Source organism: Streptomyces sp. NPDC007157, from assembly GCF_040634235.1.
Taxonomy (GTDB): domain Bacteria; phylum Actinomycetota; class Actinomycetes; order Streptomycetales; family Streptomycetaceae; genus Streptomyces.
Genome location: NZ_JBEYFE010000005.1, coordinates 234,357 through 259,519 on the forward strand (window position 1 = coordinate 234,357; position 25,163 = coordinate 259,519).

The following is a 25,163-nucleotide window of genomic DNA, read 5'->3' on the forward strand; positions in this document are numbered from 1 at the left end:
GGTGCGGGATGCGATCAGCCTTGCTGAGCGGTGCCGAGTGGTTCGCGGTGCTCCGCATCGGGCTCGGTCTGTGGTGGCTGGAGAGCTGGCGGCACAAGGACAAGAAGCAGTGGTTCGGCGGCGGGGGCATCCAGTGGGCGGCCGGTGTCGCGGAGAAGCACCGCTGGCCGGTGGTCCGACGGGGCTTCGACGTCGTCGTCGCGCCACGTCCCCGGCTGATGGCCTACGTGGTGGCGTACGCGGAGCTGGCCCTCGGCCTCGGCCTGGCCTTCGGCTTCCTCACACCGATCGCCCTGGTGGCCGGGTTCCTGCTCAACCTGATCTACCTGACCCTCATGATCCACGACTGGGCGGAACAGGGACAGAACCTGATGATGGCCCTGATCTCCGCGGTCGGCCTCTTCGCCATGTGCTGGCAGACCTGGTCCCTGGACGCGGCGCTGGGACTGTTCACCTGACCCGACGGCGCGTGAGCGCCCCCAAGGGGCGGGGGGAACTGCGGGCGCGGCCGCGACGAGCCCGCAGCCGACCGACACACACGGCGCGCCCGGCGAGGCCCTTGCCACGTCCATTGCCTCTTCGCGGCCGGCATGGCAGCCTGCGCGCGCCCGGCAGCAAGGAGGCGAAGATGACCGGTCCCTCGGCGGAGTCGCGTCCCTCGGCGGAGTTGCTCAGAAAGCTGCACTCCGCGCGTGCGCACCGTGCGTACGCGCGTGCACAGGCCGTCTGCCGTCACGCGGGCGTCGCCCCCGACGCGGCGCAGACCGTACCGACGAGCCCGGTCGGCCGGGCCGCGAACGCGCTCCGGCTGTCGGCCCAGTCCCTTGCCGCCCTCGCGGACACCGCACCCGACCCGGCGGCGGACGCCCGCTGCGCCCGCAACGCCGCCGCCACCGCGGCGCTCGCCGCACAGGTGGCCGGGACACTGGACGACCGCCCAGAGGCAGCCGCGGCCCTGAGCGCCGCCCTCACCGCGTCCCGGGCGGCAGCCGTGGCGGCCGCCGGTACCGCGGCGGGCCAGGACATGGCGCTGAACACGGCGGCCGACGAAGCGGAGGAGAAGGCGGTCGAGGCGGCGCGTACGGCGGGCTGGATACGGCGCTGAGGATGCGCGGGCGCCTCAAGTCCGGGGCACGGCGGCTCACGGCGACGCGGCGCCGAAGAGACCTGGGCGTGTCGCTCCAGGTGTCACGGAATCCCGCGATGAACGGTGCCCCCGTGCCGTTCGGCTCCGGTCCCTCCCCACGTGGGGACCGGTGCCGAACGGCACGAGTGGCCTCGGGCCCCGCAGGGCCCGCTCGGTCGGAGAGAGCAGTTGCCGTCGTCGCGCCACTCCGGCGGGTAATCGCCGGTGGAACCTGACCGAGAACATGCGGTGCCGTGCGCTGTCTCTCCGGACGCTGAGCTGGTCGGCCCGTCGGGCGCTGCCCGACCACCGCCTTGCTGCAGCGAAATCCTGCCAGTTGAGGTGCACTTCTGAGGAGGCCAGGACGTCCGGTCCAGGGCTTCGCCGCAGGTCAGCCATATAAAGTGAGTTTTCCGGTCCGGATGTCCAGCAGCGGGGCAAGTAAGGGGTGGAGAGCCTTGGGTCCCGACGCAGGGGCACGCACAGCCTTCGCGGAACGTCTCGCGTTGCTGTACAAGGAGGCCGGCAATCCTCCGCTCAAACGCGTCGCCGAGGCGGTCGACCGGCTGCATCGTGTCGACGAGCGGGGTCGGCCCGTGCGGGTCTCCGCCCAGCGGATCAGCGACTGGCGGCGGGCGAAGAACGTACCCGCGCAGTTCGTCGCCCTCTCCGCCGTACTCCAGGTCCTCATCCCCCAGGCCCGGCGTTCCCAGCCGACGCCGGTCTCCTCCGGCCTGTACGACCTGCCCCAGTGGCAGAAGCTGTGGGAGCGGGCCGTGGCCGACCCGGTCGGCGAACTGTCCGTGCCGGAGGCGGCGGAGGAGTCGGACGCACCACCGCCGGTCGACAGTGTCTGCCCGTACCGGGGCCTGGCCTCCTACCGTCGTGAGGACGCCCGGTGGTTCTTCGGCCGCGAGCGCAGCACCGACGCTCTGGTCGCCCAGCTCCGGTCGGCAAAGGCGGGCGGCGGTCTGGTCATGCTGGTCGGCGCCTCGGGGGCGGGAAAGTCCTCGCTGCTGAACGCCGGCGTGGTCACCGCACTGCAGAACGGCGCCCTGGCCGAGGAGGAGGACCGCCCGCACGAGGTCCTGCAGCTCATCCCGGGAGCGGACCCCGTCAAGGAACTGACCCGCCGCATACCCGAGCTGGCCGGTCTGACTGACCTGGACGATCCAGGGGCCGTACGGGAAGCGGTCACGGCCTGGGCCGGGCGCGAGGCTGGGGATGTTTCACGTGAAACATGGCCCTCCGGACCCGATCCGGTACGTCCGGTCGTGATCGTGGACCAGTTCGAGGAGACCTTCACCCTCTGCACCGACGAGGCGGAGCGGCGCACCTTCGTCCAGGTTTTGCACACGGTCAGCACCTCCGCCGCCCCCGACAGACCTGCCCCTGCCCTGGTCGTCCTCGGCATCCGCGCCGACTTCTACGAGCAGTGCCTGGCCTACCCCGAGCTGGCCGACGCGCTCCAGCACCGGCACATGGTGCTCGGCCCGCTGACCACCGCCGAGCTGCGCGAGGCCGTGACCGCCCCCGCCAAGGCGGTGGGACTGGAACTGGAGCCCGGCCTCGCCGAGCTGATCGCCCGTGAGGTGAGCGCCGACGGCCCGCGGGGCGCCCATGACGCCGGCGTCCTCCCGCTGCTCTCGCACGCCCTGCTCGCCACCTGGCAGCGCCGGAAGGGGGGCCGTCTGACGCTGGCCGGCTACCGGGCGGCCGGCGGTATCCAGGGTGCTGTCGCCGCGACCGCCGAACGTGCCTGGTCCAGCCTGGACCCGGCCGCCCGCACCGCCGCCCGGCTGCTGCTGCTCCGTCTGGTCCGCCTGGGCGAGGACACCCAGGCCACCCGCAGGCGTGGCACCCGGCGCCAGCTGGCCTCCGAGTCCACCGACCCGAACAAGACGGAGGAGTCGCTCGAAGCGCTGGTCCGGGCCCGCCTGGTGACGCTGGACGCGGACACCGTGGAGATCACCCACGAAGCACTGCTGCACGCCTGGCCCCGGCTGCGTGAGTGGCTCGACGAGGACCGCAACGGCAATCTGCTGCGCCAGCGTCTGGAGGAGGACGGCCGGTCCTGGGACGAGTCCGACCACGACTCCGCACTGCTGTACCGGGGCTCGCGGCTGGAGCAGGCCCACACCTGGGCGAAGTCGGCCGGCGACACCTTCCTGACCCGCAGCGCGGTGGAGTTCCTGGCGGCCTCCGTGCGGCTGCGTCGGCGCACGGTGTGGATCAGCAGGGCCGCCGTGTCGGCGCTGGTCGTCCTGGCGGTGCTGGCCGCGGGCGCCGCGGTGATCGCCCGGCAGCAGCGGGACGACGCGATGTTCGAGCAGGTGGTCGCGGAGGCCGACCGGTTCCAGTACTCGGACCCGGCACTCTCCGCCCAGCTGGACCTGGTCGCACACGGTCTGCGCCCGGACGACGAGGGCGCCAACAACCGTCTGGTCTCGATCGTCAACGCACCGCTGGCCACCCCGCTCCTCGGCCACACCGGAGCCGTCTACCTCACCACCTTCAGCCCCGACGGCAAGACGCTGGCCACCGCCGCCTACGACCGCACGGTCCGCCTGTGGGACGTCAGCGACCCGACCCGACCCAAGGCGCTGGGCAAGCCGCTGTACGGCCACACGAGCTGGGTCTCCAGCGCGGTCTTCAGCCCGGACGGCAAAACCCTGGCCAGCGCCGGCGACGACGGCACCGTACGCCTGTGGAACGTCTCCGACCCGGCCCACCCGAAGTCCCTGGGCACCCCGCTGAGCGGTCACGACGGCACGATCTACCTGGTCGCCTTCAGCCCCGACGGCCGTACCCTGGCCAGCGCCGACGAGGACCACACCGTCCGTCTGTGGGACGTGCACAACACGCGCCACCCCACGTCGATCGGCACCCTGACCGGCCACACCGAAGCCGTACGCTCCCTCGCGTTCAGCCCCGACGGCCACACGCTCGCGACCGGCGGCGACGACAACGCGATCCTCCTGTACGACGTCTCCGACCCCCGGCGGCCCGAGCGCGTCGGGGCGCCGCTGACCGGGCACTCCGGGACCGTGCACTCCGTGGCCTTCAGCCCGGACGGCCACACCCTGGCGAGCGGCAGCACGGACGACACCGTACGGCTGTGGGACGTCACCGACCGGGCGCGCACCAAGGCCCTCGGCGCGCCGCTCACCGGGCACACAGGGCCCGTCTGGTCGGTGGCCTTCAGCCCCGACGGCTCGATGCTCGCCGCGGGCAGCGCGGACTCCACGGCCAGTGTGTGGAACGTCGGCAACCCGGCCTTCCCCTCCCAGGTGGGCGAGCCGCTCGCCGGCAGCAGCGGGGAGATGTACGCCGTCGGCTGGAGCCCCGACGGGCACACCCTCGCCACCGGCAGCGGTGACGGCAAGGTACGGCTGTGGTCGATCCCCGGATCGGACATGATCGGCGAGGCAGGGGCGTTCAGCCCGGACGGCCGCGTCCTGGCCACCGGTGGCGGCGACAGCCGGATGCGGCTGTGGAACATCACGGATCCGGCCCGGCCCACGGCGCTCGGCGAGCCGTTCCGGACCGGGTGGCGGGACCTGCGCTCGATGGTCTTCACCCGCGACGGCCGCACTCTCGTCATCATGACCGGCGAGAACAACGTCAACTGGGTGCAGCTGTGGAACATCTCCGACCCGGCCCACCCCAGCCAGTACGGTGCGCCCGTCCGGCTGAACACCCGGTACGCGGGCGCCGAGGCACTGGCGTTGAGCCCTGACGGGCGCACCGTGGCCGCCGACTACGACGACCGCACGGTCCAGCTCCTGGACATCACGGACCCGGCCCGCCCCAAGCAGCTCGGCGAGCCCCTCAAGGGCCACACCGGCTATGTCAACGCGCTGGTCTTCAGCCCGGACGGCAAGACCCTGGCGAGCGGCAGCGCGGACGGCACTGTGCGCCTCTGGGACGTCTCGGACCGGTCCCGTGCCAAGGCCCTGGGCGGCCCCCTCAAGGGCCATCTGGGCCCCATCAACACCCTCGCCTACAGCCCCGACGGGACGACTCTGGCCAGTGGCAGCGACGACGACACGGTCCGCCTCTGGAACGTCTCCGATCCGGCCCGCGCGACCCGGCTGGGCGCGGCCCTCACCGGTCACACCGAGGCGGTGGTGTCCCTGACCTTCAGCCGGAACGGCAGGACTCTGGCCAGCGGCGGCAACGACAACACGGTCCGCCTCTGGAACGTCTCGTCCCCGTCCTCCGCCCACCCCATCGGCCAGTCCATGAGCCCCAACGCCAAGACGGGCAACTTCCTCTCCTTCAGCCCGAAGAGCAACATGCTGGGCGTCTCCAGCGGCGCCGACACGGTCCGGCTGTGGAGCCTGGACGTCGACCGGGCGGTCAGCCGCATCTGCTCGGTCACCCGGCACGTACTGACCGCGGCGAAGTGGCAGGAGTACCTCCCCCGCCTCGCCTACGACCCGCCCTGCGACGACTGAACCGGCCCACCACACGACGGTCTTTGAGTGATCCCGATCACAACTGCTCACGACGGCTGAGAAGTTGACTCCCGTCGCGCAGGCCACCTTGTTAGGCTGGCCATAGCCCGGTCGCTGGTGCATCCCCCGTCGCCAGCGACCGGGCCTTTTCACACCCGGAGCCGCACGCGAAACTCCCCGGCCGCCGGCCATGAGCCCCCGCCAACGCCAAAGGCCCCCGATCCATCCGGACCGGGGGCCTTCGTGCTGGTGGGGCTAACAGGATTTGAACCTGTGGCCTCATCCTTATCAGGGATGCGCTCTAACCAACTGAGCTATAGCCCCGCCGCGCTCTGCGGTGTGTGTCCCGCGCGCTGACTCCTGAAGATTAGCGCACGACGGGGGCAGTCCCAAAATCGGTTGTCGGGGGACCTTCAGGAGAGGTTTGAACTCCGGTTACTCGTCCTCGGCCAAGGTCAGCTCGATGCCGCCGACGAAGCCCGCGGAGAGGTTGTAGATGAACGCGCCGAGGGTCGCCAGCGCCGTCGCGAGGACGACGTCGATGACCGCGATGATCGCCGTGAACGTCAGGACGTGCGGAAGGGACAGGAACGACTGGAGGTCGAAGCCGTTCGACTCGTTCGAACCGGTGGCCTCCGAGATCGTGCCGCCGACCGTCGAGAACACACCCATCGCGTCCAGGACCATCCACAGCACCGCCGACGCCACGATCGAGCAGATGCCCAACGCGATGGAGAGCAGGAAGCTGACCTTCATCACCGACCACGGATCGGCCTTGGCGACCCGCAGCCGGGCCTTGCGGGTGCGCGGTGCGGTGCGCGTACCGGCGCCGGTACGCGGCCGTCGTACCGCCCCTGTGGGCGCCTGGGCGGCCGGCGCCGCCGGGTAGGCCTGCGGCGGGTGGTAGGGCCCGGCGGGCTGCTCCGGACGCCGCTCCCCGGGCAGCGGGGAGGGGCTCGGCTGCTGCGCGGACGCCGGCTGGGCGCCCGCCGCGGCCTGGCCTCGGGTGTCGGTCACGGTTCCCCCCGGGGTTCCCTGCGCGTCCGGCGCGGACGTCTTCGTGGGCGCCTTGACCGCCTTCAGCTGGGTGGTGTGCGTGTCCATCGGCTGCGCACCGCCCTCGGTGGCCCCGCCGGACGCGGCGGAGCCACGGCCGCCGCCGTCCGCATCCGTACCCGTGGAGGTACCGGCCGATCCGGCGCCCGTGGCTCCGCTCACGATGACTCTCTCCTCGTGCTACTCGACCGAGGGCGCCTCACCCTCGTCCGTACCGCTGGTCTCGACACCCTCGACGGTCTCGGCGATGTCGTCCACGGTGTCCTCACCGTCGACTTCCTCCGCCTCGCTGCCGGCCTCGGCGTTACGTGCGATGCCGACCACGGCATCGCGCTTGCCCAGGTTGATCAGTTGGACGCCCATGGTGTCACGGCCCGTCTCCCTGACCCCGCTGACTCGCGTACGAATCACACCGCCGGACAGGGTGATGGCGAGGATCTCGTCGTTCTCCTCGACGATCAGCGCGCCGACGAGCGAACCGCGGTCCTCCACGATCTTGGCGGCCTTGATGCCGAGGCCGCCACGGCCCTGGACGCGGTACTCGTCGACACGGGTCCGCTTCGCGTACCCCCCGTCGGTGGCAGTGAACACGAACGTACCGGGTCGAACAACATTCATCGACAGAAGTTCATCGCTCTCACGGAAACTCATGCCCTTGACACCGGAGGTGGCCCGGCCCATGGGGCGCAGAGTGTCGTCGGAGGCGGTGAACCTGATCGACTGTGCCTTCTTGCTGATCAGAAGCAGATCGTCGTCCGCCGAGACCAGTTCGGCTCCGATCAGTTCGTCGTCGGAACCGTCCTCGCGCTCCCGCAGGTTGATCGCGATGACACCGCCGGAACGGGGCGAATCGTAATCCTTCAGAGGCGTCTTCTTGACCAGACCGGCCTTGGTGGCGAGCACCAGGTAGGGCGCCGCGTCGTAGTCGCGGATGGCGAGGATCTCGGCGATCGCCTCGTCCGGCTGGAAGGCCAGCAGGTTCGCCACGTGCTGACCGCGCGCGTCACGCCCCGCGTCCGGCAGCTCGTACGCCTTGGCCCGGTACACCCGGCCCTTGTTGGTGAAGAACAGCAGCCAGTGGTGCGTGGTCGAGACGAAGAAGTGGTCGACGATGTCGTCTTCCTTCAGCTTCGTACCGCGTACGCCCTTGCCGCCGCGCTTCTGCGCCCGGTAGTCGACGGTCTTGGTCCGCTTGACGTACCCGCCGCGCGAGACCGTGACGACGATGTCCTCCTCGGCGATCAGGTCCTCGATGGACATGTCACCGTCGTAGGGCACCAGCATGGTCTTGCGGTCGTCGCCGAACTTCTCCACGATCGCGGCCAGCTCGGCGCTGACGATGCCGCGCTGGCGGACCGGCGAGGCCAGGATGGCGTTGTACTCGGTGATCTTCGCCTGGAGCTCGTCGTGCTCCTGGATGATCTTCTGGCGCTCCAGGGCGGCCAGCCGGCGCAGCTGCATCTCCAGGATGGCGTTGGCCTGGATCTCGTCGATCTCCAGGAGCCCCATCAGGCCCGTACGCGCGATCTCGACCGTGTCACTGGCCCGGATCAGCGCGATGACCTCGTCGATCGCGTCCAGCGCCTTCAGCAGACCGCGCAGGATGTGCGCCCGCTCCTCGGCCTTGCGCAGCCGGAAGCGCGTACGGCGGACGATGACCTCGATCTGGTGCGTCACCCAGTGCCGGATGAACGCGTCCAGGGAGAGCGTGCGCGGCACGCCGTCGACCAGCGCCAGCATGTTCGCGCCGAAGTTGGTCTGCAGGTCGGTGTGCTTGTAGAGGTTGTTCAGGACGACCTTGGCGACCGCGTCCCGCTTCAGCACGATGACCAGTCGCTGACCGGTGCGCGAGGAGGTCTCGTCCCGGACGTCCGCGATGCCGCCGACCTTGCCGTCCTTCACCAGGTCGGCGATCTTCTGCGCGAGGTTGTCGGGGTTGGTCTGGTACGGCAGCTCGGTGACCACCAGGCACTGGCGGTTCTGGATCTCCTCGACCTCGACGACCGCGCGCATGGTGATCGAGCCGCGGCCCGTGCGGTAGGCCTCCTCGATGCCCTTGCGGCCGACGACCAGCGCACCGGTCGGGAAGTCGGGGCCCTTGATCCGCTCGATCAGCGCGTCCAGGAGCTCCTCGTGCGAGGCCTCCGGGTTCTCCAGGTACCACTGGGCACCGGCCGCGACCTCGCGCAGGTTGTGCGGCGGGATGTTGGTCGCCATCCCGACCGCGATGCCGGCGGAGCCGTTGATCAGCAGGTTCGGGAAACGGGCGGGCAGGACGGTCGGCTCCTGGGAGCGGCCGTCGTAGTTGTCCGTGAAGTCGACGGTCTCCTCGTCGATGTCGCGGACCATCTCCATCGACAGCGGCGCGAGCTTGCACTCGGTGTACCGCATGGCGGCCGCCGGGTCGTTGCCCGGGGAGCCGAAGTTGCCGTTGGAGTCGACGAGCGGCATGCGCATCGACCAGGGCTGGGCGAGGCGGACCAGGGCGTCGTAGATCGAACTGTCACCGTGGGGGTGGTAGTTGCCCATGACGTCGCCGACCACGCGCGCGCACTTGTAGAAGCCGCGCTCGGGGCGGTAGCCGCCGTCGTACATGGCGTACAGCACCCGGCGGTGGACGGGCTTGAGACCGTCCCGGACGTCCGGCAGCGCACGGGACACGATGACGGACATCGCGTAGTCCAGGTACGAGCGCTGCATCTCCGTCTCGAGCCCCACGGGCTCGACACGCATAGCGAGTTCGCCGCCCTCTTCAGGGGTGACGGGAGTGTTCTCGTCGGCCATTGCTGGTGAAGATCCTTCCCTGTGCGGTCAGCTGAGACCGACTCAGATGTCGAGGAAGCGGACGTCCTTGGCGTTGCGCTGGATGAACGCGCGGCGAGCCTCGACGTCCTCGCCCATCAGGACCGAGAACAGGTCGTCGGCCTGGGCGGCGTCGTCGAGCGTGACCTGGCCGAGGACGCGGTGTTCCTGGTCCATGGTCGTGATGCGCAGCTCCTCGGCGTTCATCTCGCCGAGACCCTTGAAGCGCTGGATCGAGTCCTCGCGGACGCGCTTGCCGCGCTGGCGGCCCATCTCCAGGAGCGCGTCGCGCTCACGGTCCGAGTAGGCGTACTCGGTGTCGTCCCGGCCCCACTTGATCTTGTACAGCGGCGGACGGGACAGGTACACGTGCCCGGCCTCGACCAGCGGCCGCATGAAGCGGAACAGGAAGGTCAGCAGCAGCGTGCTGATGTGCTGGCCGTCGACGTCGGCGTCCGCCATCAGGATGATCTTGTGATAGCGGAGCTTCTCGATGTCGAAGTCCTCGTGCACACCCGTACCGAACGCGGAGATCAGCGCCTGGATCTCCTGGTTCTGCAGGATCTTGTCGATCCGCGCCTTCTCGACGTTGAGGATCTTGCCCCGGATCGGGAGGATCGCCTGGTACTGCGGGTTACGGCCGGACTTGGCCGAGCCGCCGGCGGAGTCACCCTCGACGATGAAGATCTCGCACTTGGTCGGGTCGTTCGACTGGCAGTCGGACAGCTTGCCCGGCAGCGACGCCGACTCGAGCAGACCCTTGCGACGGGTGAGGTCACGGGCCTTGCGGGCCGCCACGCGCGCGGTGGCCGCCTGGATGCCCTTGCGGATGATGTCCGCCGCCTCGACCGGGTTGCGGTCCAGCCAGTCGTTCAGGTGCTCGTAGACCGCCTTCTGCACGAAGGTCTTGGCCTCCGTGTTGCCCAGCTTGGTCTTCGTCTGCCCCTCGAACTGCGGCTCGCTCAGCTTCACCGAGATGATCGCGGTCAGACCCTCACGGATGTCGTCACCGGTGAGGTTGTCGTCCTTCTCGCGGAGCAGCTTCTTGTCGCGCGCGTACTTGTTGATCAACGAGGTCAGCGCCGCACGGAAGCCCTCCTCGTGAGTGCCGCCCTCATGCGTGTGGATGATGTTGGCGAACGAGTACACGCCCTCGCTGTAGCCGCTGTTCCACTGCATGGCGACCTCGAGGGACAGGCTCTTGTCCCGGTCCTCGGCCTCCAGATCGATCACCGTCGGGTGCACCACGTCGCCCTTGCGGGAGTTGAGGTACTTCACGAAGTCGACGATGCCGCCCTCGTAGTGGTACGTGACGGTCTTGACCTCGGCCTTCTCGTCCGCACCCGCCTCGTCGGCGCCGGCGACGGCCTTCGCCGACTCGCGCTCGTCGGTGAGCCGGATCGTCAGGCCCTTGTTGAGGAAGGCCATCTCCTGGAAGCGCCGCGACAGCGTCTCGAAGGAGTACTCGGTGGTCTCGAAGATGTCCGGGTCCGCCCAGAACGTGACCGAGGTGCCGGTCTCGCCCGTCTCCTCGTGCTGCGCCAGCGGAGCCGTCGGGACGCCCAGCTTGTAGTCCTGCGTCCAGCGGTGACCGTCGGTCCTGATCTCGACGGACACCTTGGACGACAGCGCGTTCACGACGGACACACCCACACCGTGCAGACCGCCGGAGACGGCGTAACCGCCGCCGCCGAACTTGCCGCCCGCGTGCAGCACGGTCAGCACGACCTCGACGGCCGGCTTGCCCTCGGACGCCACGATGCCGACGGGGATACCGCGGCCGTTGTCCACGACACGCACGCCGCCGTCGGCCAGGATCGTCACGTCGATGGTGTCCGCGTGGCCTGCCAGAGCCTCGTCGACGGAGTTGTCCACGACCTCGTACACAAGGTGGTGCAGACCACGCTCACCGGTCGAGCCGATGTACATACCGGGTCGCTTGCGGACCGCGTCCAGCCCTTCGAGCACGGTGATGGCACTCGCGTCGTACGAGGCGGTGACCTCACCGTTCGCGCCGGCGTCGGTGGACGGGATGTTCTCGTTGGGGTTGCCGGAATCGGCCACGAAGCGCCCTTTCTGGCACAGCACGAGCCGGGCTCGTCGGCGGGTTGCCGGAGCGGCTGCGGCATGTTGCGTTGGTAAGCCTTGATCAGCGTTGCTCAGCTTTTCCCGGACGGTCCCCACGTTCGGGGCGGGATTGTCTCCCAGTCTACCGGTAGCGCCGACAGTGATGGGGGTTTGCCGGTACCTGAGTCCGCATGTGCCGCCCTGAACCGGCCGCCGCCGACTCCCGATATGCGGATGGGGGCTCCAAGAGGCTCACGGAGGCACTCAGCGCTTCCGGCTGTCAACCCTTGACTACTCCGGGGTCAGATCGCGATTCGCAACCGCGTGCGGTTGTACGACGATCAGCCGAGGGGGCCGTACGACGGCTCCACGCTCGGCTCATCGCGTGACGTAAGTCACCCGTAGGTGTCGCCGGGACCGGTGCTTCCGGGGGCGCGCAGCGGGCCGTAGCGCCGGGGCGGACCGCCGGGATTGAGCACCTTGATCATCCGTACGCTGCCGTGCCCCAGATCCTCGTTCAGCCGTGCGACCAGCGCCGGAGAGAGATGGCGCAGCTGGGTCGCCCAGGCCGTGGAGTCGCACTGCACGACCAGCACCCGCTCGTCCTCGTCGTACCGCTCCGGCACACAGTGCTTGGCGAGATCCTCGCCCACGATCTGCGGCCAGCGGCCCATCACCCCGCCGACCGCGGCCGGCGTCTCCCAGCCGCGCTCGGTGATCAACCGGTTGATCGCGGAGCCCAGCGCCATGGGGTCACGGCCGTCGGCGCGCGCGCCGGAGCGCAGCCCGCCGCGCCGCGCCTGCTTCCTCTGCTGCGCCGCGTCGCCACGCGCGCGTGCCGCCTCTTTCGCCGCCCTCAGCGCCACCCGCGCCAAATCGACACCGGAGGGTTCCTTCTCGGGCGCGGGTCCATCGGTGCTCATGCGCGCTCCACCGCCCCGTCCGCCACCGCGTACCGCACACCGGTGAGGAGATGCGGCACGTCGTCGTCCACAGCGGCGGTGACCAGCACCTGCTCCCCGGGCGCGACCAGCTCCGCCAGCCGCTCCCGGCGCCGCGCGTCCAGTTCGGCGAACACGTCGTCCAGCACCAGCACCGGCTCATTGCCCTCGGCACGCAGCAGGTCGTACGAGGCCAGGCGCAGCGCCAGCGCGTACGACCAGGACTCGCCGTGCGAGGCGTACCCCTTGGCGGGCAGCTGCCCCAGCTTGAGTACGAGATCGTCGCGGTGCGGGCCGACCAGCGTGACACCCCGCTCGATCTCCTGCTTGCGGGCGTCCGCCAGGGCCGCCATCAGTTGGCTGTACAGATCCTCACGGGTATGCGCCTCGCCGGGCGCCGACGGCTTGTACTCCAACGCGACCGGACCACCGCCCGGCGCCAGCTGCTCGTACGCCTTGTCGGCGAGCGGCTGGATCGCGGCGACCAGATCGAGCCGCTGGGCGAGCAGCTCGGCGCCCACGCGCGCGAGGTGCTGGTCCCACACGTCCAGCGTGGACAGATCCATCGAACGGCCGCCGTGCCGCCGGGCGAGGGCCGCGGACTTCAACAGGGTGTTCCGCTGCTTGAGGACGCGCTCGTAGTCGGAGCGCACACCGGCCATCCGCGGCGACCGCGCGGTGATCAGCTCGTCCAGGAAACGACGCCGCTCGCCCGGGTCCCCCTTCACCAGCGCGAGGTCCTCCGGCGCGAACAGCACCGTCCGTACGATCCCCAGCACATCCCGCGGCCTGACCTGCGAGGACCTGTTGATGCGGGCACGATTGGACTTGCCGGGGTTGAGCTCCAGCTCGACCAGCTGCTGCCGGTCGCCCTGCCGCACCTGCGCCCGGATGACCGCCCGCTCGGCGCCCATCCGGACCAGCGGCGCGTCCGAGGCGACCCGATGGCTGCCCAGAGTGGCGAGATAGCCGACGGCCTCGACGAGGTTGGTCTTGCCCTGGCCGTTCGGGCCGACGAAGGCGGTGACGCCCGGGTCGAGCGGAACCTCGACCCGGGCATAGGAGCGGAAGTCGGCCAGCGACAGATGCGTGACGTGCATAGGTGTTTCGCCGACCTCCCCGTGACCTGCTACTTCGTGTCTACTTCGCCTCTACGGCGTGGCCGCCGAACTGGTTGCGCAGCGCGGCGATCATCTTCATCTGCGGCGAGTCCTCCTGACGGGAGGCGAACCGCGCGAACAGCGAGGCGGTGATCGCGGGCAGCGGCACCGCGTTGTCTATCGCGGCCTCCACAGTCCACCGGCCCTCGCCGGAGTCCTGTGCATAACCCTTCAGCTGGTCCAGGTGCTCGTCCCCGTCGAGGGCGTTCACCGCGAGGTCGAGCAGCCAGGAACGGATGACCGTCCCTTCCTGCCAGGAGCGGAAGACCTCGCGCACGTCCGTGACGGAGTCGACCTTCTCCAGCAGCTCCCAGCCTTCAGCGTAGGCCTGCATCATCGCGTACTCGATGCCGTTGTGGACCATCTTCGCGAAGTGGCCCGCGCCCACCTTGCCGGCGTGCACCGCACCGAAGTCACCCTTCGGCTTGAGCGCGTCGAAGACCGGCCGCACCTTCTCGACGTGCTCGACAGCGCCGCCGTACATCAGCGCGTAGCCGTTCTCCAGGCCCCAGACACCGCCGGAGACACCGCAGTCGACGAAGCCGACGCCCTTGGCGGCCAGCTCCTCGGCGTGCCTCTCGTCGTCCGTCCAGCGGGAGTTGCCGCCGTCGACGACCACGTCACCGGGCTCCAGCAGTTCGGCCAGCTCGTCGATCGTGGACTGGGTCGGCGCCCCGGCCGGGACCATCACCCACACCACACGGGGCCCGCTGAGCTTGCCCACAAGCTCTTGCAGGCTGTGGACGTCGGCGAGGTCCGGGTTGCGGTCGTATCCGACGACGGTGTGGCCAGCGCGGCGGATCCGCTCGCGCATGTTGCCTCCCATCTTGCCGAGGCCGACGAGACCGAGCTCCATCAGTTGGTTCCTTAGGTTGCGGTGTGGCAGGAGAGGCACCTTCGTGCCGCGCCCGAGCCTAATCGCGACCCTTTGTGCACAGTTGTGGGCCCAGCCGCTCACCTGGGGAAACCCGCCCGTGCACAGCGCCCGCCACCCACAGGGAGGCGGCGGCACTGTGCACAGCTGTGGACAACGTCAGCCGCTCAGCCGCACCGGCATGATCAGGTACTTGTACGCCTCGTCCGCCTCCGCGTCGAGCGCCGGCTTCCCGCTCAGCAGCGCCGGCTTGGTGGACGTCGTGAACGACAGCTGGGCCACCGGAGAGTCGATCGCGCTCAGGCCGTCCAGCAGGAAGGTCGGGTTGAAGGCGATCGAGACGTCGTCGCCCTCCAGCTGCGCGTCGACCCTCTCCACAGCCTGTGCGTCGTCGCTGGAGCCGGCCTCCAGGATCAGCACGCCCTGCTCGAAGCTGAGCCGCACCGGGGTGTTCCGCTCGGCCACCAGGGCGACACGCTTGACGGCCTCCACGAAGGGGGCGGTCTCGATCACGGCGACGGAGTTGAACTCGGTCGGGAACAGCGAGCGGTACTTCGGCAGGTCGCCCTCGAGCAGCCGCGTGGTCGTCCGCCGGCCCGCGCCCTCGAAACCGATGAGCCCCTCGCCCGCACCCGAGCCGGACAGCGCCAGGATCACGCTGTCGCCGCTCGTGAGGGCCTTGGCGGTGTCCAGGAGCGTCTTGGCGGGCACCAGGGCCACCGCGGACGCCTCGGGGTTCTCCGGCTTCCACAGGAACTCACGGACCGCGAAGCGGTACCGGTCGGTGGAGGCCAGGGTGACCGTGTCGCCCTCGATCTCGATGCGCACACCGGTCAGCACCGGCAGCGTGTCGTCACGCCCGGCGGCGATGGCCACCTGGGAGACGGCGGAGGCGAAGACCTCGCCGGGGACCGTGCCCGTCGCGTTCGGCATCTGCGGCAGGGACGGGTACTCCTCCACCGGCAGCGTGTGCAGCGTGAACCGGGACGATCCACAGACCACCGTCGCGCGTACACCGTCTGTGGAAATCTCCACCGGCCGGTTGGGCAGGGCTCGGCAGATGTCGGCGAGCAGCCGGCCGGAGACCAGGACCGTGCCCTCCTCCTCGACCTCGGTCTCGACGCTGACCCGCGCGGAGACCTCGTAGTCGAAGCTGGACAGGCTCAGCTGGCCGTCCTCGGCCTTCAGCAGCAGGCCTGCGAGGACCGGCGCCGGCGGACGGGCCGGGAGGCTGCGTGCCGCCCAGGCCACTGCCTCCGCGAGTACGTCGCGTTCCACCCGGATCTTCACCGTAAGCCCGCCTCCTGCTGTTGCCGGGGCTTCTCGCCCTGCTGCGTCTTCGTCGTCTGACTCGGTGTCGTCGGTCCCTGGGAGGGGAAGAACACCGGGGACCAGTCTGACGCACCGCACTGACAGCTGGTGCCCCTCGAGGTCAAGTCGTGACGAGGCGCGGTCAAAGGCCGAAGAGCGAGTTGTGCACAGGGCCCTCTTCGAAACGGATTCCCAGCTCTCTCTAGTTGGGAGTAGTAGTAGGGGCTGTGGATACCGTGGATAACCCCGTTTTCCCAGCTCAGAGGCCAGATTTTGTCCACTGCCCCTGTGGGTGAAGCCGGTGGACAACCAGGTGTCTCTGTGGAGAACGGAAAGTTCTGCACACACCGTGCACAGCCTGAGGGGACTTCTCCCCAGCGCCGTCCCCAGCTTTACCCACCTTTCCCACAGGCCAACCTGGCAGCTTCGTGTGACGCCTTTCACTCGACACGGTGAGCAGGCGCGTCACGTTGCCGAACAGTGGACAGCCGTGTGGAGAAGTCAGGAATCGCTGGGGACAACCACCCCTCAGCCTGTGGGGTAGCGGTGGACAACTTCATGCACAGCCTGTGGATCACTTCCTCGTCCACAGTCTGTGGAGATCCGTCGTCCACGATTCCACAGCCACCTGAGCTGCCCCGATGCTCTTTCATCGGCCGGCCTGTGGACGACGTTCGGGACAACTTCACAGTCCCCAGGGTGTGGACGCAAGAAAGTCGGCAAATCTGTGGAGGACGCCCGTAACCGGGCCGGTAATCGAACAGCTGAGGGGCGCACCTTCGTGGCGCCGCTCGGTGGACGCGCCCCGTCAGAGGCGCGGAGAACTGCGTGAGCTGCCACGGACGAGCCCGTGAGCAACCACGGACGAAACCCGCGGGGACCCCTGCCGAACCACCCCAGGACGGCAAAAGGCGCCCCCGGGATCTCTCCCGAGGGCGCCCTGAACGCCGTAGGACTAGCCGTTCTTGATCCGGTTCGTCAGCTCCGTCACCTGGTTGTAGATCGACCGCCGCTCCGCCATCAACGCCCGGATCTTCCGGTCGGCGTGCATCACGGTCGTGTGGTCCCGGTTGCCGAACTGTGCCCCGATCTTCGGCAGTGACAGGTCCGTGAGCTCTCGGCACAGGTACATGGCGATCTGCCGCGCGGTGACCAGCTGGCGGCCGCGCGAGCTGCCGCATAGGTCCTCGACCGTGAGCCCGAAGTAGTCCGCGGTCGCCGCCATGATCGCCGTCGCGCTGATCTCCGGCGTCGCGTCCTGGCCGCCGGGGATCAGGTCCTTGAGGACGATCTCCGTCAGCCCCAGGTCCACCGGCTGCCGGTTGAGCGACGCGAACGCCGTCACCCGGATCAGCGCGCCCTCCAGCTCACGGATGTTGCGCGAGATCCGGGAGGCGATGAACTCCAGCACCTCCGGCGGTGCGTTGAGCTGCTCCTGGACCGCCTTCTTGCGGAGGATCGCGATGCGCGTCTCCAGTTCCGGCGGCTGGACATCGGTGGTCAGGCCCCACTCGAAACGGTTCCTCAGCCTGTCCTCCAGCGTCACCAGCTGCCTGGGCGGCCGGTCACTGGACAGCACGATCTGCTTGTTCGCGTTGTGGAGCGTGTTGAAGGTGTGGAAGAACTCCTCCTGCGTCGACTCCTTGTCCGCGAGGAACTGGATGTCGTCGACGAGCAGGATGTCCATCTCGCGGTACCGCTTGCGGAAGCTGTCGCCCTTGCCGTCGCGGATCGAGTTGATGAACTCGTTGGTGAACTCCTCCGAGCTCACGTAGCGCACGCGCGTGCCGGGGTAGAGGCTCCGCGCGTAGTGCCCGATCGCATGCAGCAGGTGCGTCTTGCCGAGCCCCGACTCCCCGTAGATGAAAAGGGGGTTGTAGGCCTTGGCGGGCGCCTCGGCGACGGCGACCGCGGCCGCGTGCGCGAAGCGGTTGGACGCGCCGATGACGAAGGTGTCGAAGAGGTACTTGGGGTTGAGGCGGGCGGTCGGTTCGCCGGGACCCGACGCCGGTGCGGGCTTGGCGCCCAGCGGTCCGGGCGCGCCGGGGGCGGACGGCAGGTCTGGGCGTCCCGGACCGCCCCGGCGGCCCTGGCCCGGCCCGCCCGGCGGCTCGGACCGCTCGCGGCGGCCGGAGTCCCGCTGGTCGTAGTCGCCACGGTCGTAGTCGGACCGTTCGTATTCGGGACGGTCGTACTCGGGGCGCTGCGGTTCGTACTCCGTGCGCTGCTGCTCGTACGACGGCCGGTCCATCGGCTGCTGGGGCCGGTACTCCTGGGAGTAGGAGTCGCCGTAACCGTCCGAGCGGTAGGAGTCCTGCGGCGGCGAGGCGTAGGGGTCGCGCTCGGGGAAGCCGAGCCGCGGCTGCTGCCAGCCGTACTCGTCCTGCCCCGGGCGTGGCCAGGCGCCGGGTTCGGGGCGCTGGTACTCGGAGGGGTAGGCCGGACGGGCGGTGGGAAGCTGATCGGCGCGCGACGGCGGCAGCTGGTCGCGGCCGCCCTGCTCGGGCGGATGGTCGGCGCGGTGCCGGCCGTATCCGCCCTCGTACTGCGGCGAGGGGAGCTCGGGCTCCTCGTAGCGCTGGGGCTGCACGGGGGGCGCCGGCGGGGTCGGGGGTTCGCCCGCGGACTCGTCCACGGTGATCGCGATCCGGATCGGGCGCCCGCACTCACGGCTCAGCGTCTCGCTGACGATGGGGGCGAGACGGCCCTCCAGTACGTTCTTCGCGAATTCGTTCGGTACGGCGAGCAGGGCGGTGTCCGCGACCAGCGCAAGCGGCTGGCAGCGCCGGATCCAGTGTTCGTCCTTGCCCTCCACACCCTGACCGCGGCCCTCACCGAGGAGCTGCTCCAGTACTCGTGGCCACACTGCGGCAAGATCGGCAGGTACGTCAGCCACAGGGCACGCTCTCTCACAGGTCCCACGAACGTGTGGTTCGGGGACGGGTTGGGATGAATATCGGGTCGGGCGGGGATAAAGGAACGAATCGGAGTTCAGCCACGGTAGTCAGCGTGGCGGGTGCGGTTCAAGTTGTTGTCCCCAGCCTGTGGATAGTGTCTCTCGGTCACTGCTGGTTTGACCGAATGGCGTAGCCCCGCGTACCGTAACCAGGTCGAGTTGTCGATGGCTGCTGCCGCCTGCCTCCGATGGGCACAGATCGCTGAAGGTGATCGGGAAGCGGTGCACTCGGGCGTGATGCGAGCTACTCGTGGGCGCACGGTGACAGCCAGGACGGCACCCGCCACACCGATTTGATTTCTGGAGCCCCCGAGTGAGCAAGCGCACCTTCCAGCCGAACAACCGTCGTCGCGCCAAGACCCACGGCTTCCGCCTGCGGATGCGCACCCGTGCCGGCCGCGCGATTCTGTCGAACCGCCGCAGCAAGGGTCGCGCCAGCCTGTCCGCCTGATCCTGATCAGGTCATGACGTCGTGCTGCCTACCGAGCATCGGCTGAGGCGGCGCGAGGACTTCGCGACCGCGGTACGACGAGGTCGCCGGGCCGGCCGCCCGTTCCTCGTCGTCCACCTTCGTAGCGGTGCCACGGACCCGCACGCGCCTGGGGAGAGCGCTCCCTCGACGCGTGCGGGTTTCGTCGTGAGCAAAGCAGTGGGTGGCGCGGTCGTGCGCAACAAAGTCAAGCGCAGACTGCGTCACCTGATGCGTGACCGAGTCGCCCTGTTCCCCCCCGGTAGCCTGGTAGTCGTACGAGCGCTGCCCGGAGCGGGCGACGCCGACCATGAACAGCTGGCCCGAGACCTGGACGCCGCCATCGAGCGGCTACTGGGAGGGGGCGCGCGATGAAGTACCCACTGCTGGCTCTGATCAAGCTGTACCAGTGGACGATCAGTCCATTGCTGGGGCCGGTGTGCAAGTACTACCCGTCGTGCTCTCACTACGGCTACACAGCCATTGACCGGCACGGTGCGATCAAGGGGACGGCACTCACTGCCTGGCGCATCCTGCGGTGCAATCCGTGGTCGCTCGGCGGTGTGGATCATGTTCCTCCGCGTAAGCGACCGCGGTGGCACGAAATGCTGCGTGACGCCTGGCGTGCACGCAAGGGCGGGCCCTCCGCCGCCGAACCGGCCACCGAGGAGAAGCTTGCTCCCGAGCTTCCTTCGAGCCCGGCCGCAGAGACTTCGTCCCATGCCCAAGGAGCATGATTAGTGGACACGATTGCCAGCCTCTTCAGCTTCATCACGACACCCGTTTCATGGGTCATCGTCCAGTTCCACTCGGTGTACGGGAAGGTCTTCGGTCCCGACACGGGGTGGGCCTGGGGCTTGTCCATCGTGTCTCTGGTGATCCTGATCCGCATCTGCCTGATCCCGCTCTTCGTGAAGCAGATCAAGGCGACCCGGGCCATGCAGACGCTGCAGCCCGAGATGAAGAAGATCCAGGAGCGCTACAAGAACGACAAGCAGCGTCAGTCCGAAGAGATGATGAAGCTGTACAAGGAGTCGGGTACCAACCCGCTCTCCTCGTGCCTTCCCATCCTCGCGCAGTCGCCGTTCTTCTTCGCCCTGTACCACGTGCTCAACGGCATCGCGACGGGCTCGACGATCGGCGTCATCAACGACTCGCTGCTCGCCAGCGCTCGTAAGGCGCACATCTTCGGTGCTCCGCTCGCCGCGAAGTTCACGGACGGGTCGTCGAAGGTGGAGGCGCTCGGCGCCTCCCTGACCGACGTCCGGGTCGTCACCGCGATCATGATCGTCCTGATGTCCGCGTCGCAGTTCTACACGCAGCGCCAGCTGATGACGAAGAACGTCGACACCACGGTGAAGACGCCGTTCATGCAGCAGCAGAAGATGCTGATGTACGTCTTCCCGGTCATGTTCGCCGTCTTCGGCATCAACTTCCCGGTCGGTGTCCTTGTCTACTGGCTGACCACGAACGTGTGGACCATGGGCCAGCAGATGTACGTCATCCGCAACAACCCGACCCCGGGTTCCAAGGCCCAGGCCGCCTACCTGGAGCGCCTGACCAAGCACGTCACGCACCACGGCAAGGCCAGCAAGCGCAGCGAGCGCACCATCATCAAGGCGATCGTCGCCAAGGGCCGGGACCGTAACGAGTTCGAGCGCAAGTTCATCAACGGGCTGACCAAGGCGGGCCTCGTGGCCCAGACCGACGGCGCCGTGGTGAAGGGCGAGGCTCAGGCCGCCGCGGAGTCCGAGGACGGCGTGGCTACCACCGCTGCCGCCAAGCGCCAGCAGCCCAAGCGCCAGACCAAGGCCCAGCGCCAGTCCGGCAGCGCGAAGGCGACCGGTGAGTCGACGGTCGGTGCCGAGAAGGAGGACTCCTCGGAGCCGACGACCTCGCTGGAGAAATCCGACGAGCCGCAGGACGCCAAGCCGGCCGCCCAGCAGCCCCCGAAGGGCGGTTCCAACGGCCGCAGCAGGGCCCAGTCCGGGCAGCGCAAGGGCGGTCCGCAGCGCCCCAAGTCCCCGTCCAAGAAGTAAGAAGGAGCCCATCCCGTGACGGAAGGCACCACCTCCGCTGCCGAGGGTGCAGACACCCTGACCCGCCTGGAGCAGGAGGGCGAGATCGCGGCGGACTACCTCGAGGGTCTGCTGGACATCGCCGACCTCGACGGCGACATCGACATGGATGTCGAGGCCGACCGCGCCTCCGTGTCGATCATCAGCGACGCGGGCGGCCGCGACCTGCAGAAGCTGGTCGGCCGTGACGGCGAGGTGCTGGAGGCGCTCCAGGAGCTGACCCGCCTGGCCGTGCACCGGGAGACCGGTGACCGCAGTCGGCTGATGCTCGACATCGGGGGCTACCGCGCCCAGAAGCGTGCCGAGCTCTCCGAGCTGGGCGCCAAGGCCGCGGCCGAGGTGAAGAGCACGGGCGAGCCCGTCAAGCTCAAGCCGATGAGCCCGTTCGAGCGCAAGGTCGTGCACGACGCGGTCAAGTCCGCCGGGCTGCGTAGCGAGTCGGAGGGCGAGGAGCCGCAGCGGTTCGTCGTCGTGCTGCCCGCCTGACCGGTTTCCCCGTTTTACCGGCCCCGTCTGTTGAGCAGGCGGGGCCGAACTTTGTCAGCCTGGTAGTTCTTGGTGGTCGGTGCGTGGAGCGCCGGCGCTGTACGGAAGGACGGTCCCCGTGACGGAGGCTGCGGAGCTCCCCCCGGCGCCTGAGCAGGCGCGGGAAGTGTTCGGCGAGCGCTTCGCCGATGCGGTCCGCTATGCGGAGCTGCTCGCCGAGGCAGGCGTGCAGCGTGGTCTGATCGGCCCACGGGAGGTGCCCCGCCTGTGGGAGCGGCACCTGCTGAACTGCGCGGTGCTCTCCGAGGCCGTCCCCGAAGGGGTGACGGTGTGCGATGTCGGCTCCGGAGCCGGTCTGCCGGGTATTCCGCTGGCGCTGGTCCGGGAGGACCTCAACATCACGCTGCTGGAGCCGTTGCTGCGGCGCACCAACTTCCTGACCGAGGTCGTGGAACTGCTCGGCCTGAACCATGTGACCGTCGTGCGCGGCCGCGCCGAGGAGGTCATGGGCAAGCTGTCTCCGGTGCATGTGGTGACGGCGCGTGCCGTGGCCCCGCTGGATCGGCTGGCCACCTGGGGCATTCCGCTGCTGCGTCCCTACGGGGAAATGCTGGCCCTCAAGGGGGACACGGCGGAGGAGGAGCTGAAGGCAGCGGCCACGGCCCTGACCAAGCTCGGTGCGGTGTCCACGTCCATCCTGCATGTGGGTGAGGGTGTGGTGGATCCGCTGTCCACGGTCGTGCGGGTGGAGGTCGGGGAGAGCCCGGGCGGTGTGCGCTTCGCTGCGAAGCGAGCGAAGGCCGCTCGTACCGGTCGGACGCGTAGGCGCCGCTGATCCGTCCTGACGACCAGACGTACTCCACACAAGCTGCCAAACCTACGCATGACGGAGTGTCGCGGCTTTTCGGTGCTGCTGGCTGTGCATCGTGTTTCACGTGAAACGTCGCTCACTGTTGCACGGCATTATCGGCCGGGGCCGCGCCGCGGCCGAACCGCGCGACCGAAAGCCCCTTGGTTCCCTCAGAGAGGGGGCCTCCGGTGACGCTCCGTCCTCCCTGCGGGGCACGGAGTTGTCCACAGAGGTGGATTTCTCCACAGAACACCAGGCCTCACTGGTTCACGACCCCGAAGGCATGGGAGGCTCTGTTCATTGCGAGCCTGAAGTCGAGGAGAGTGAATCCTTGCGGTCCGACGCCAACATCGCGGGACCGATGACCGATCCGGTCCCCGGTCCCCGTACCGAGTCGATGGGGGCGGATGTTTCACGTGAAACACCGCCTCCTATGGACGACACTCCCATCGGTCGTGCTGCCCAACTCGCGGTGGAGGCTCTGGGCCGCGCGGGCGAAGGTCTGCCACGTCCGGAGCAGACCCGAGTCATGGTGGTAGCCAACCAGAAGGGCGGTGTGGGCAAGACGACGACGACCGTCAACCTTGCCGCATCGCTGGCCCTGCACGGTGCCCGCGTTCTGGTGATCGACCTCGACCCACAGGGCAATGCCTCCACTGCGCTGGGTATTGACCACCACGCCGAAGTTCCGTCCATCTACGACGTGTTGGTCGAGAGCAAGCCACTGGCCGAGGTTGTCCAGCCGGTGGTGGACGTCGAAGGCCTTTTCTGTGCCCCCGCCACGATCGATCTCGCCGGTGCGGAGATCGAGCTGGTGTCCCTGGTGGCACGGGAGAGTCGGCTCGAGCGGGCGATCCAGGCGTACGAACAGCCGTTGGACTACATCCTCATCGACTGCCCGCCCTCGCTCGGCCTGCTGACGGTCAACGCGCTGGTCGCGGGCGCCGAGGTGCTCATCCCGATCCAGTGCGAGTACTACGCCCTGGAGGGCCTCGGTCAGCTGCTGCGCAATGTCGACCTGGTGCGGGGGCACCTCAACCCCGCCCTGCACGTGTCGACCATCCTGCTCACCATGTACGACGGCCGGACGCGTCTCGCTTCCCAGGTCGCGGACGAGGTGCGCAGCCACTTCGGCGACGAGGTGCTGCGGACGAGCATTCCCCGCTCGGTCCGTATCTCCGAGGCGCCGAGTTACGGGCAGACGGTACTGACCTACGATCCTGGATCGAGCGGTGCCCTCTCCTATCTTGAGGCGGCCCGTGAAATCGCGCTGAAGGGCCTCGGTGTCAGCTACGACCCGACGCAGGCCCACATCGGCGCCCAGAGCAATCCGAGCATGGTGGAGGGCATCCAGTGAGCGAGCGACGGAGGGGGCTGGGTCGTGGTCTCGGCGCACTGATCCCAGCTGCCCCGACCGAGAAGAACCCGGCCCAGGCGGCGGTGGGCGGCACGGGATCTCCGTCCTCCGCAGCGGTCCCGGTGCTGACGACCGACCGTGGGGTCGCCGCCGCCAAGGTGACGACGTTGCCGGCTGTTTCACATGAAACCGAGGAGCCGTCGGTCTTCGGCGTGGCTCCGGAGACGCCGGCATCTCCGGTGGGCGCCCACTTCGCGGAGATCCCCCTCGACGACATCACGCCGAACCCGCGCCAGCCTCGTGAGGTCTTCGACGAGGACGCTCTGCAGGAGCTGGTCACCTCCATCCAGGAAGTCGGCCTTCTCCAGCCCGTCGTCGTACGCCAGCTGGGTCCCTCGCGCTACGAGCTCATCATGGGCGAGCGCCGCTGGCGGGCCTGCCGTGAGGCCGGTCTGGATGCGATCCCGGCGATCGTCCGGGCGACGGACGACGAGAAGCTTCTCCTGGACGCGCTGCTGGAGAACCTCCACCGCGCCCAGCTGAACCCGCTGGAAGAGGCCGCCGCCTACGACCAGCTGCTGAAGGACTTCAACTGCACCCACGACCAGCTGGCCGACCGCATCGGGCGCTCCCGCCCGCAGGTCTCCAACACCCTGCGGCTGCTGAAGCTCTCGCCGGCCGTCCAGCGCAGGGTCGCCGCCGGAGTCCTGTCGGCCGGACACGCCCGGGCGCTGCTCTCCGTCGATGACTCGGAGGAGCAGGACCGGCTGGCCCACCGGATCGTGGCCGAGGGGCTTTCGGTTCGGGCTGTCGAGGAGATCGTGACCCTCATGGGCTCGCGGCCGCAGGCGGCGACCCGTGCCAAGGGACCGCGTGCGGGCACCCGGGTGTCCCCGGCGCTGACTGACCTCGCCACCCGGCTCTCGGACCGGTTCGAGACGCGGGTGAAGGTCGACCTGGGACAGAAGAAGGGCAAGATCACCGTCGAGTTCGCCTCGATGGACGACCTTGAGCGGATCCTCGGCACGCTCGCCCCGGGCGAGGGGCCGGTTCTCCACCAGGGGATCCACGACGGCGACTCCGCGGATCCTGAGGAGTCCGAGGACTGACCCTGTCATTGGAGAGCGGATCGTGTCCGATGTGTACCGGAACACGATCCGCTCTTTGCTT

The 25,163-nt window shown here is 69.0% G+C and carries 19 protein-coding genes and 1 tRNA gene; 11 read left to right on the plus strand and 9 right to left on the minus strand.

Annotated features, from left to right (window positions below; genetic code table 11):
• The first annotated feature begins 8 nt into the window (after positions 1-8).
• The 3 genes from ABZ642_RS11280 to ABZ642_RS11290 all read left to right on the plus strand — a co-directional run bounded on the left by ABZ642_RS11280 (position 9) and on the right by ABZ642_RS11290 (position 5,586).
• On the plus strand, positions 9-458 hold the full coding sequence (locus ABZ642_RS11280) for a DoxX family protein (protein WP_360480754.1): 450 nt from the start codon (positions 9-11) through the stop codon (positions 456-458).
• Positions 459-628: 170 nt separating this feature from the next.
• The gene (locus tag ABZ642_RS11285; RefSeq protein ID WP_360480757.1) at positions 629-1,105 is read left to right on the plus strand and encodes a hypothetical protein; all 477 of its coding nucleotides are present in this window, start codon (positions 629-631) and stop codon (positions 1,103-1,105) included.
• Positions 1,106-1,548: 443 nt separating this feature from the next.
• On the plus strand, positions 1,549-5,586 hold the full coding sequence (locus ABZ642_RS11290; protein ID WP_360481308.1) for a hypothetical protein: 4,038 nt from the start codon (positions 1,549-1,551) through the stop codon (positions 5,584-5,586).
• A gap of 247 nt (positions 5,587-5,833) precedes the next feature.
• On the opposite strand, the gene ABZ642_RS11295 is transcribed toward ABZ642_RS11290, so the two are convergent.
• From ABZ642_RS11295 to dnaA, 9 genes are all read right to left on the minus strand, one after another.
• A tRNA-Ile gene (locus ABZ642_RS11295) sits at positions 5,834-5,910 on the minus strand.
• A 111-nt stretch (positions 5,911-6,021) separates the two neighbouring features.
• Positions 6,022-6,804, minus strand: coding sequence for a DUF3566 domain-containing protein (locus tag ABZ642_RS11300; protein WP_360480760.1), 783 nt, complete (start codon positions 6,802-6,804; stop codon positions 6,022-6,024).
• A gap of 18 nt (positions 6,805-6,822) precedes the next feature.
• A complete protein-coding gene (gene gyrA / locus ABZ642_RS11305; protein WP_360480762.1) occupies positions 6,823-9,426 on the minus strand; it encodes a DNA gyrase subunit A in 2,604 nt (867 codons plus the stop codon).
• A gap of 42 nt (positions 9,427-9,468) precedes the next feature.
• Positions 9,469-11,532: a DNA topoisomerase (ATP-hydrolyzing) subunit B gene (gene gyrB / locus ABZ642_RS11310; protein WP_360480765.1), complete on the minus strand. Its 2,064-nt coding sequence runs from the start codon at positions 11,530-11,532 to the stop codon at positions 9,469-9,471.
• Between the two features lie 374 nt (positions 11,533-11,906).
• Positions 11,907-12,434, minus strand: a complete 528-nt coding sequence (locus ABZ642_RS11315) for a DciA family protein (protein WP_360480768.1) — start codon at positions 12,432-12,434, stop codon at positions 11,907-11,909.
• Positions 12,431-13,552: a DNA replication/repair protein RecF gene (recF, locus tag ABZ642_RS11320; protein WP_360480771.1), complete on the minus strand. Its 1,122-nt coding sequence runs from the start codon at positions 13,550-13,552 to the stop codon at positions 12,431-12,433. Before recF ends, ABZ642_RS11315 begins: the two co-directional genes overlap by 4 nt.
• A 40-nt stretch (positions 13,553-13,592) precedes the next feature.
• Entirely contained in the window at positions 13,593-14,468 is an 876-nt protein-coding gene (gene gnd / locus ABZ642_RS11325) for a phosphogluconate dehydrogenase (NAD(+)-dependent, decarboxylating) (RefSeq protein WP_360480774.1), read from the minus strand.
• A gap of 177 nt (positions 14,469-14,645) precedes the next feature.
• A complete protein-coding gene (dnaN, locus tag ABZ642_RS11330) occupies positions 14,646-15,776 on the minus strand; it encodes a DNA polymerase III subunit beta (RefSeq protein ID WP_351695869.1) in 1,131 nt (376 codons plus the stop codon).
• 976 nt (positions 15,777-16,752) lie between these two features.
• Positions 16,753-18,693, minus strand: coding sequence for a chromosomal replication initiator protein DnaA (gene dnaA, locus ABZ642_RS11335; protein WP_360480777.1), 1,941 nt, complete (start codon positions 18,691-18,693; stop codon positions 16,753-16,755).
• Between the two features lie 373 nt (positions 18,694-19,066).
• On the opposite strand from dnaA, the gene rpmH reads away from it, so the two are divergent.
• The 8 genes from rpmH to ABZ642_RS11375 all read left to right on the plus strand — a co-directional run bounded on the left by rpmH (position 19,067) and on the right by ABZ642_RS11375 (position 25,102).
• The gene (gene rpmH, locus ABZ642_RS11340; RefSeq protein WP_360480780.1) at positions 19,067-19,204 is read left to right on the plus strand and encodes a 50S ribosomal protein L34; all 138 of its coding nucleotides are present in this window, start codon (positions 19,067-19,069) and stop codon (positions 19,202-19,204) included.
• Between the two features lie 21 nt (positions 19,205-19,225).
• Positions 19,226-19,597 carry a ribonuclease P protein component gene (gene rnpA, locus ABZ642_RS11345; protein WP_360480783.1) on the plus strand — a complete coding sequence of 124 codons (372 nt, stop codon included), beginning with the start codon at positions 19,226-19,228 and terminating at the stop codon, positions 19,595-19,597.
• The gene (yidD, locus tag ABZ642_RS11350) at positions 19,594-19,959 is read left to right on the plus strand and encodes a membrane protein insertion efficiency factor YidD (protein WP_351316546.1); all 366 of its coding nucleotides are present in this window, start codon (positions 19,594-19,596) and stop codon (positions 19,957-19,959) included. The genes rnpA and yidD overlap by 4 nt, the downstream gene beginning before the upstream one ends.
• A gap of 3 nt (positions 19,960-19,962) precedes the next feature.
• On the plus strand, positions 19,963-21,261 hold the full coding sequence (gene yidC / locus ABZ642_RS11355) for a membrane protein insertase YidC (protein WP_360480786.1): 1,299 nt from the start codon (positions 19,963-19,965) through the stop codon (positions 21,259-21,261).
• A 15-nt stretch (positions 21,262-21,276) separates the two neighbouring features.
• A complete protein-coding gene (locus ABZ642_RS11360; protein WP_360480789.1) occupies positions 21,277-21,786 on the plus strand; it encodes a R3H domain-containing nucleic acid-binding protein in 510 nt (169 codons plus the stop codon).
• 118 nt (positions 21,787-21,904) lie between these two features.
• Positions 21,905-22,621, plus strand: coding sequence for a 16S rRNA (guanine(527)-N(7))-methyltransferase RsmG (gene rsmG, locus ABZ642_RS11365; protein ID WP_360480792.1), 717 nt, complete (start codon positions 21,905-21,907; stop codon positions 22,619-22,621).
• Between the two features lie 298 nt (positions 22,622-22,919).
• Positions 22,920-23,993 carry a ParA family protein gene (locus ABZ642_RS11370; RefSeq protein ID WP_360481311.1) on the plus strand — a complete coding sequence of 358 codons (1,074 nt, stop codon included), beginning with the start codon at positions 22,920-22,922 and terminating at the stop codon, positions 23,991-23,993.
• Complete coding sequence (locus tag ABZ642_RS11375; RefSeq protein ID WP_360480794.1) at positions 23,990-25,102, plus strand: ParB/RepB/Spo0J family partition protein; 1,113 nt, start codon at positions 23,990-23,992, stop codon at positions 25,100-25,102. The genes ABZ642_RS11370 and ABZ642_RS11375 overlap by 4 nt, the downstream gene beginning before the upstream one ends.
• Positions 25,103-25,163: the final 61 nt, after the last annotated feature.

Coding starts and splice junctions, on each gene's coding strand:
- ABZ642_RS11280 (WP_360480754.1), top strand. CDS start 9: ATGCGATCAGCCTTGCTGAGCGGTGCCGAGTGGTTCGCGGTGCTCCGC.
- ABZ642_RS11285 (WP_360480757.1), top strand. CDS start 629: ATGACCGGTCCCTCGGCGGAGTCGCGTCCCTCGGCGGAGTTGCTCAGA.
- ABZ642_RS11290 (WP_360481308.1), top strand. CDS start 1,549: ATGTCCAGCAGCGGGGCAAGTAAGGGGTGGAGAGCCTTGGGTCCCGAC.
- gyrA (WP_360480762.1), bottom strand. CDS start 9,426: ATGGCCGACGAGAACACTCCCGTCACCCCTGAAGAGGGCGGCGAACTC.
- ABZ642_RS11315 (WP_360480768.1), bottom strand. CDS start 12,434: ATGAGCACCGATGGACCCGCGCCCGAGAAGGAACCCTCCGGTGTCGAT.
- recF (WP_360480771.1), bottom strand. CDS start 13,552: ATGCACGTCACGCATCTGTCGCTGGCCGACTTCCGCTCCTATGCCCGG.
- gnd (WP_360480774.1), bottom strand. CDS start 14,468: ATGGAGCTCGGTCTCGTCGGCCTCGGCAAGATGGGAGGCAACATGCGC.
- yidD (WP_351316546.1), top strand. CDS start 19,594: ATGAAGTACCCACTGCTGGCTCTGATCAAGCTGTACCAGTGGACGATC.
- ABZ642_RS11370 (WP_360481311.1), top strand. CDS start 22,920: ATGGGAGGCTCTGTTCATTGCGAGCCTGAAGTCGAGGAGAGTGAATCC.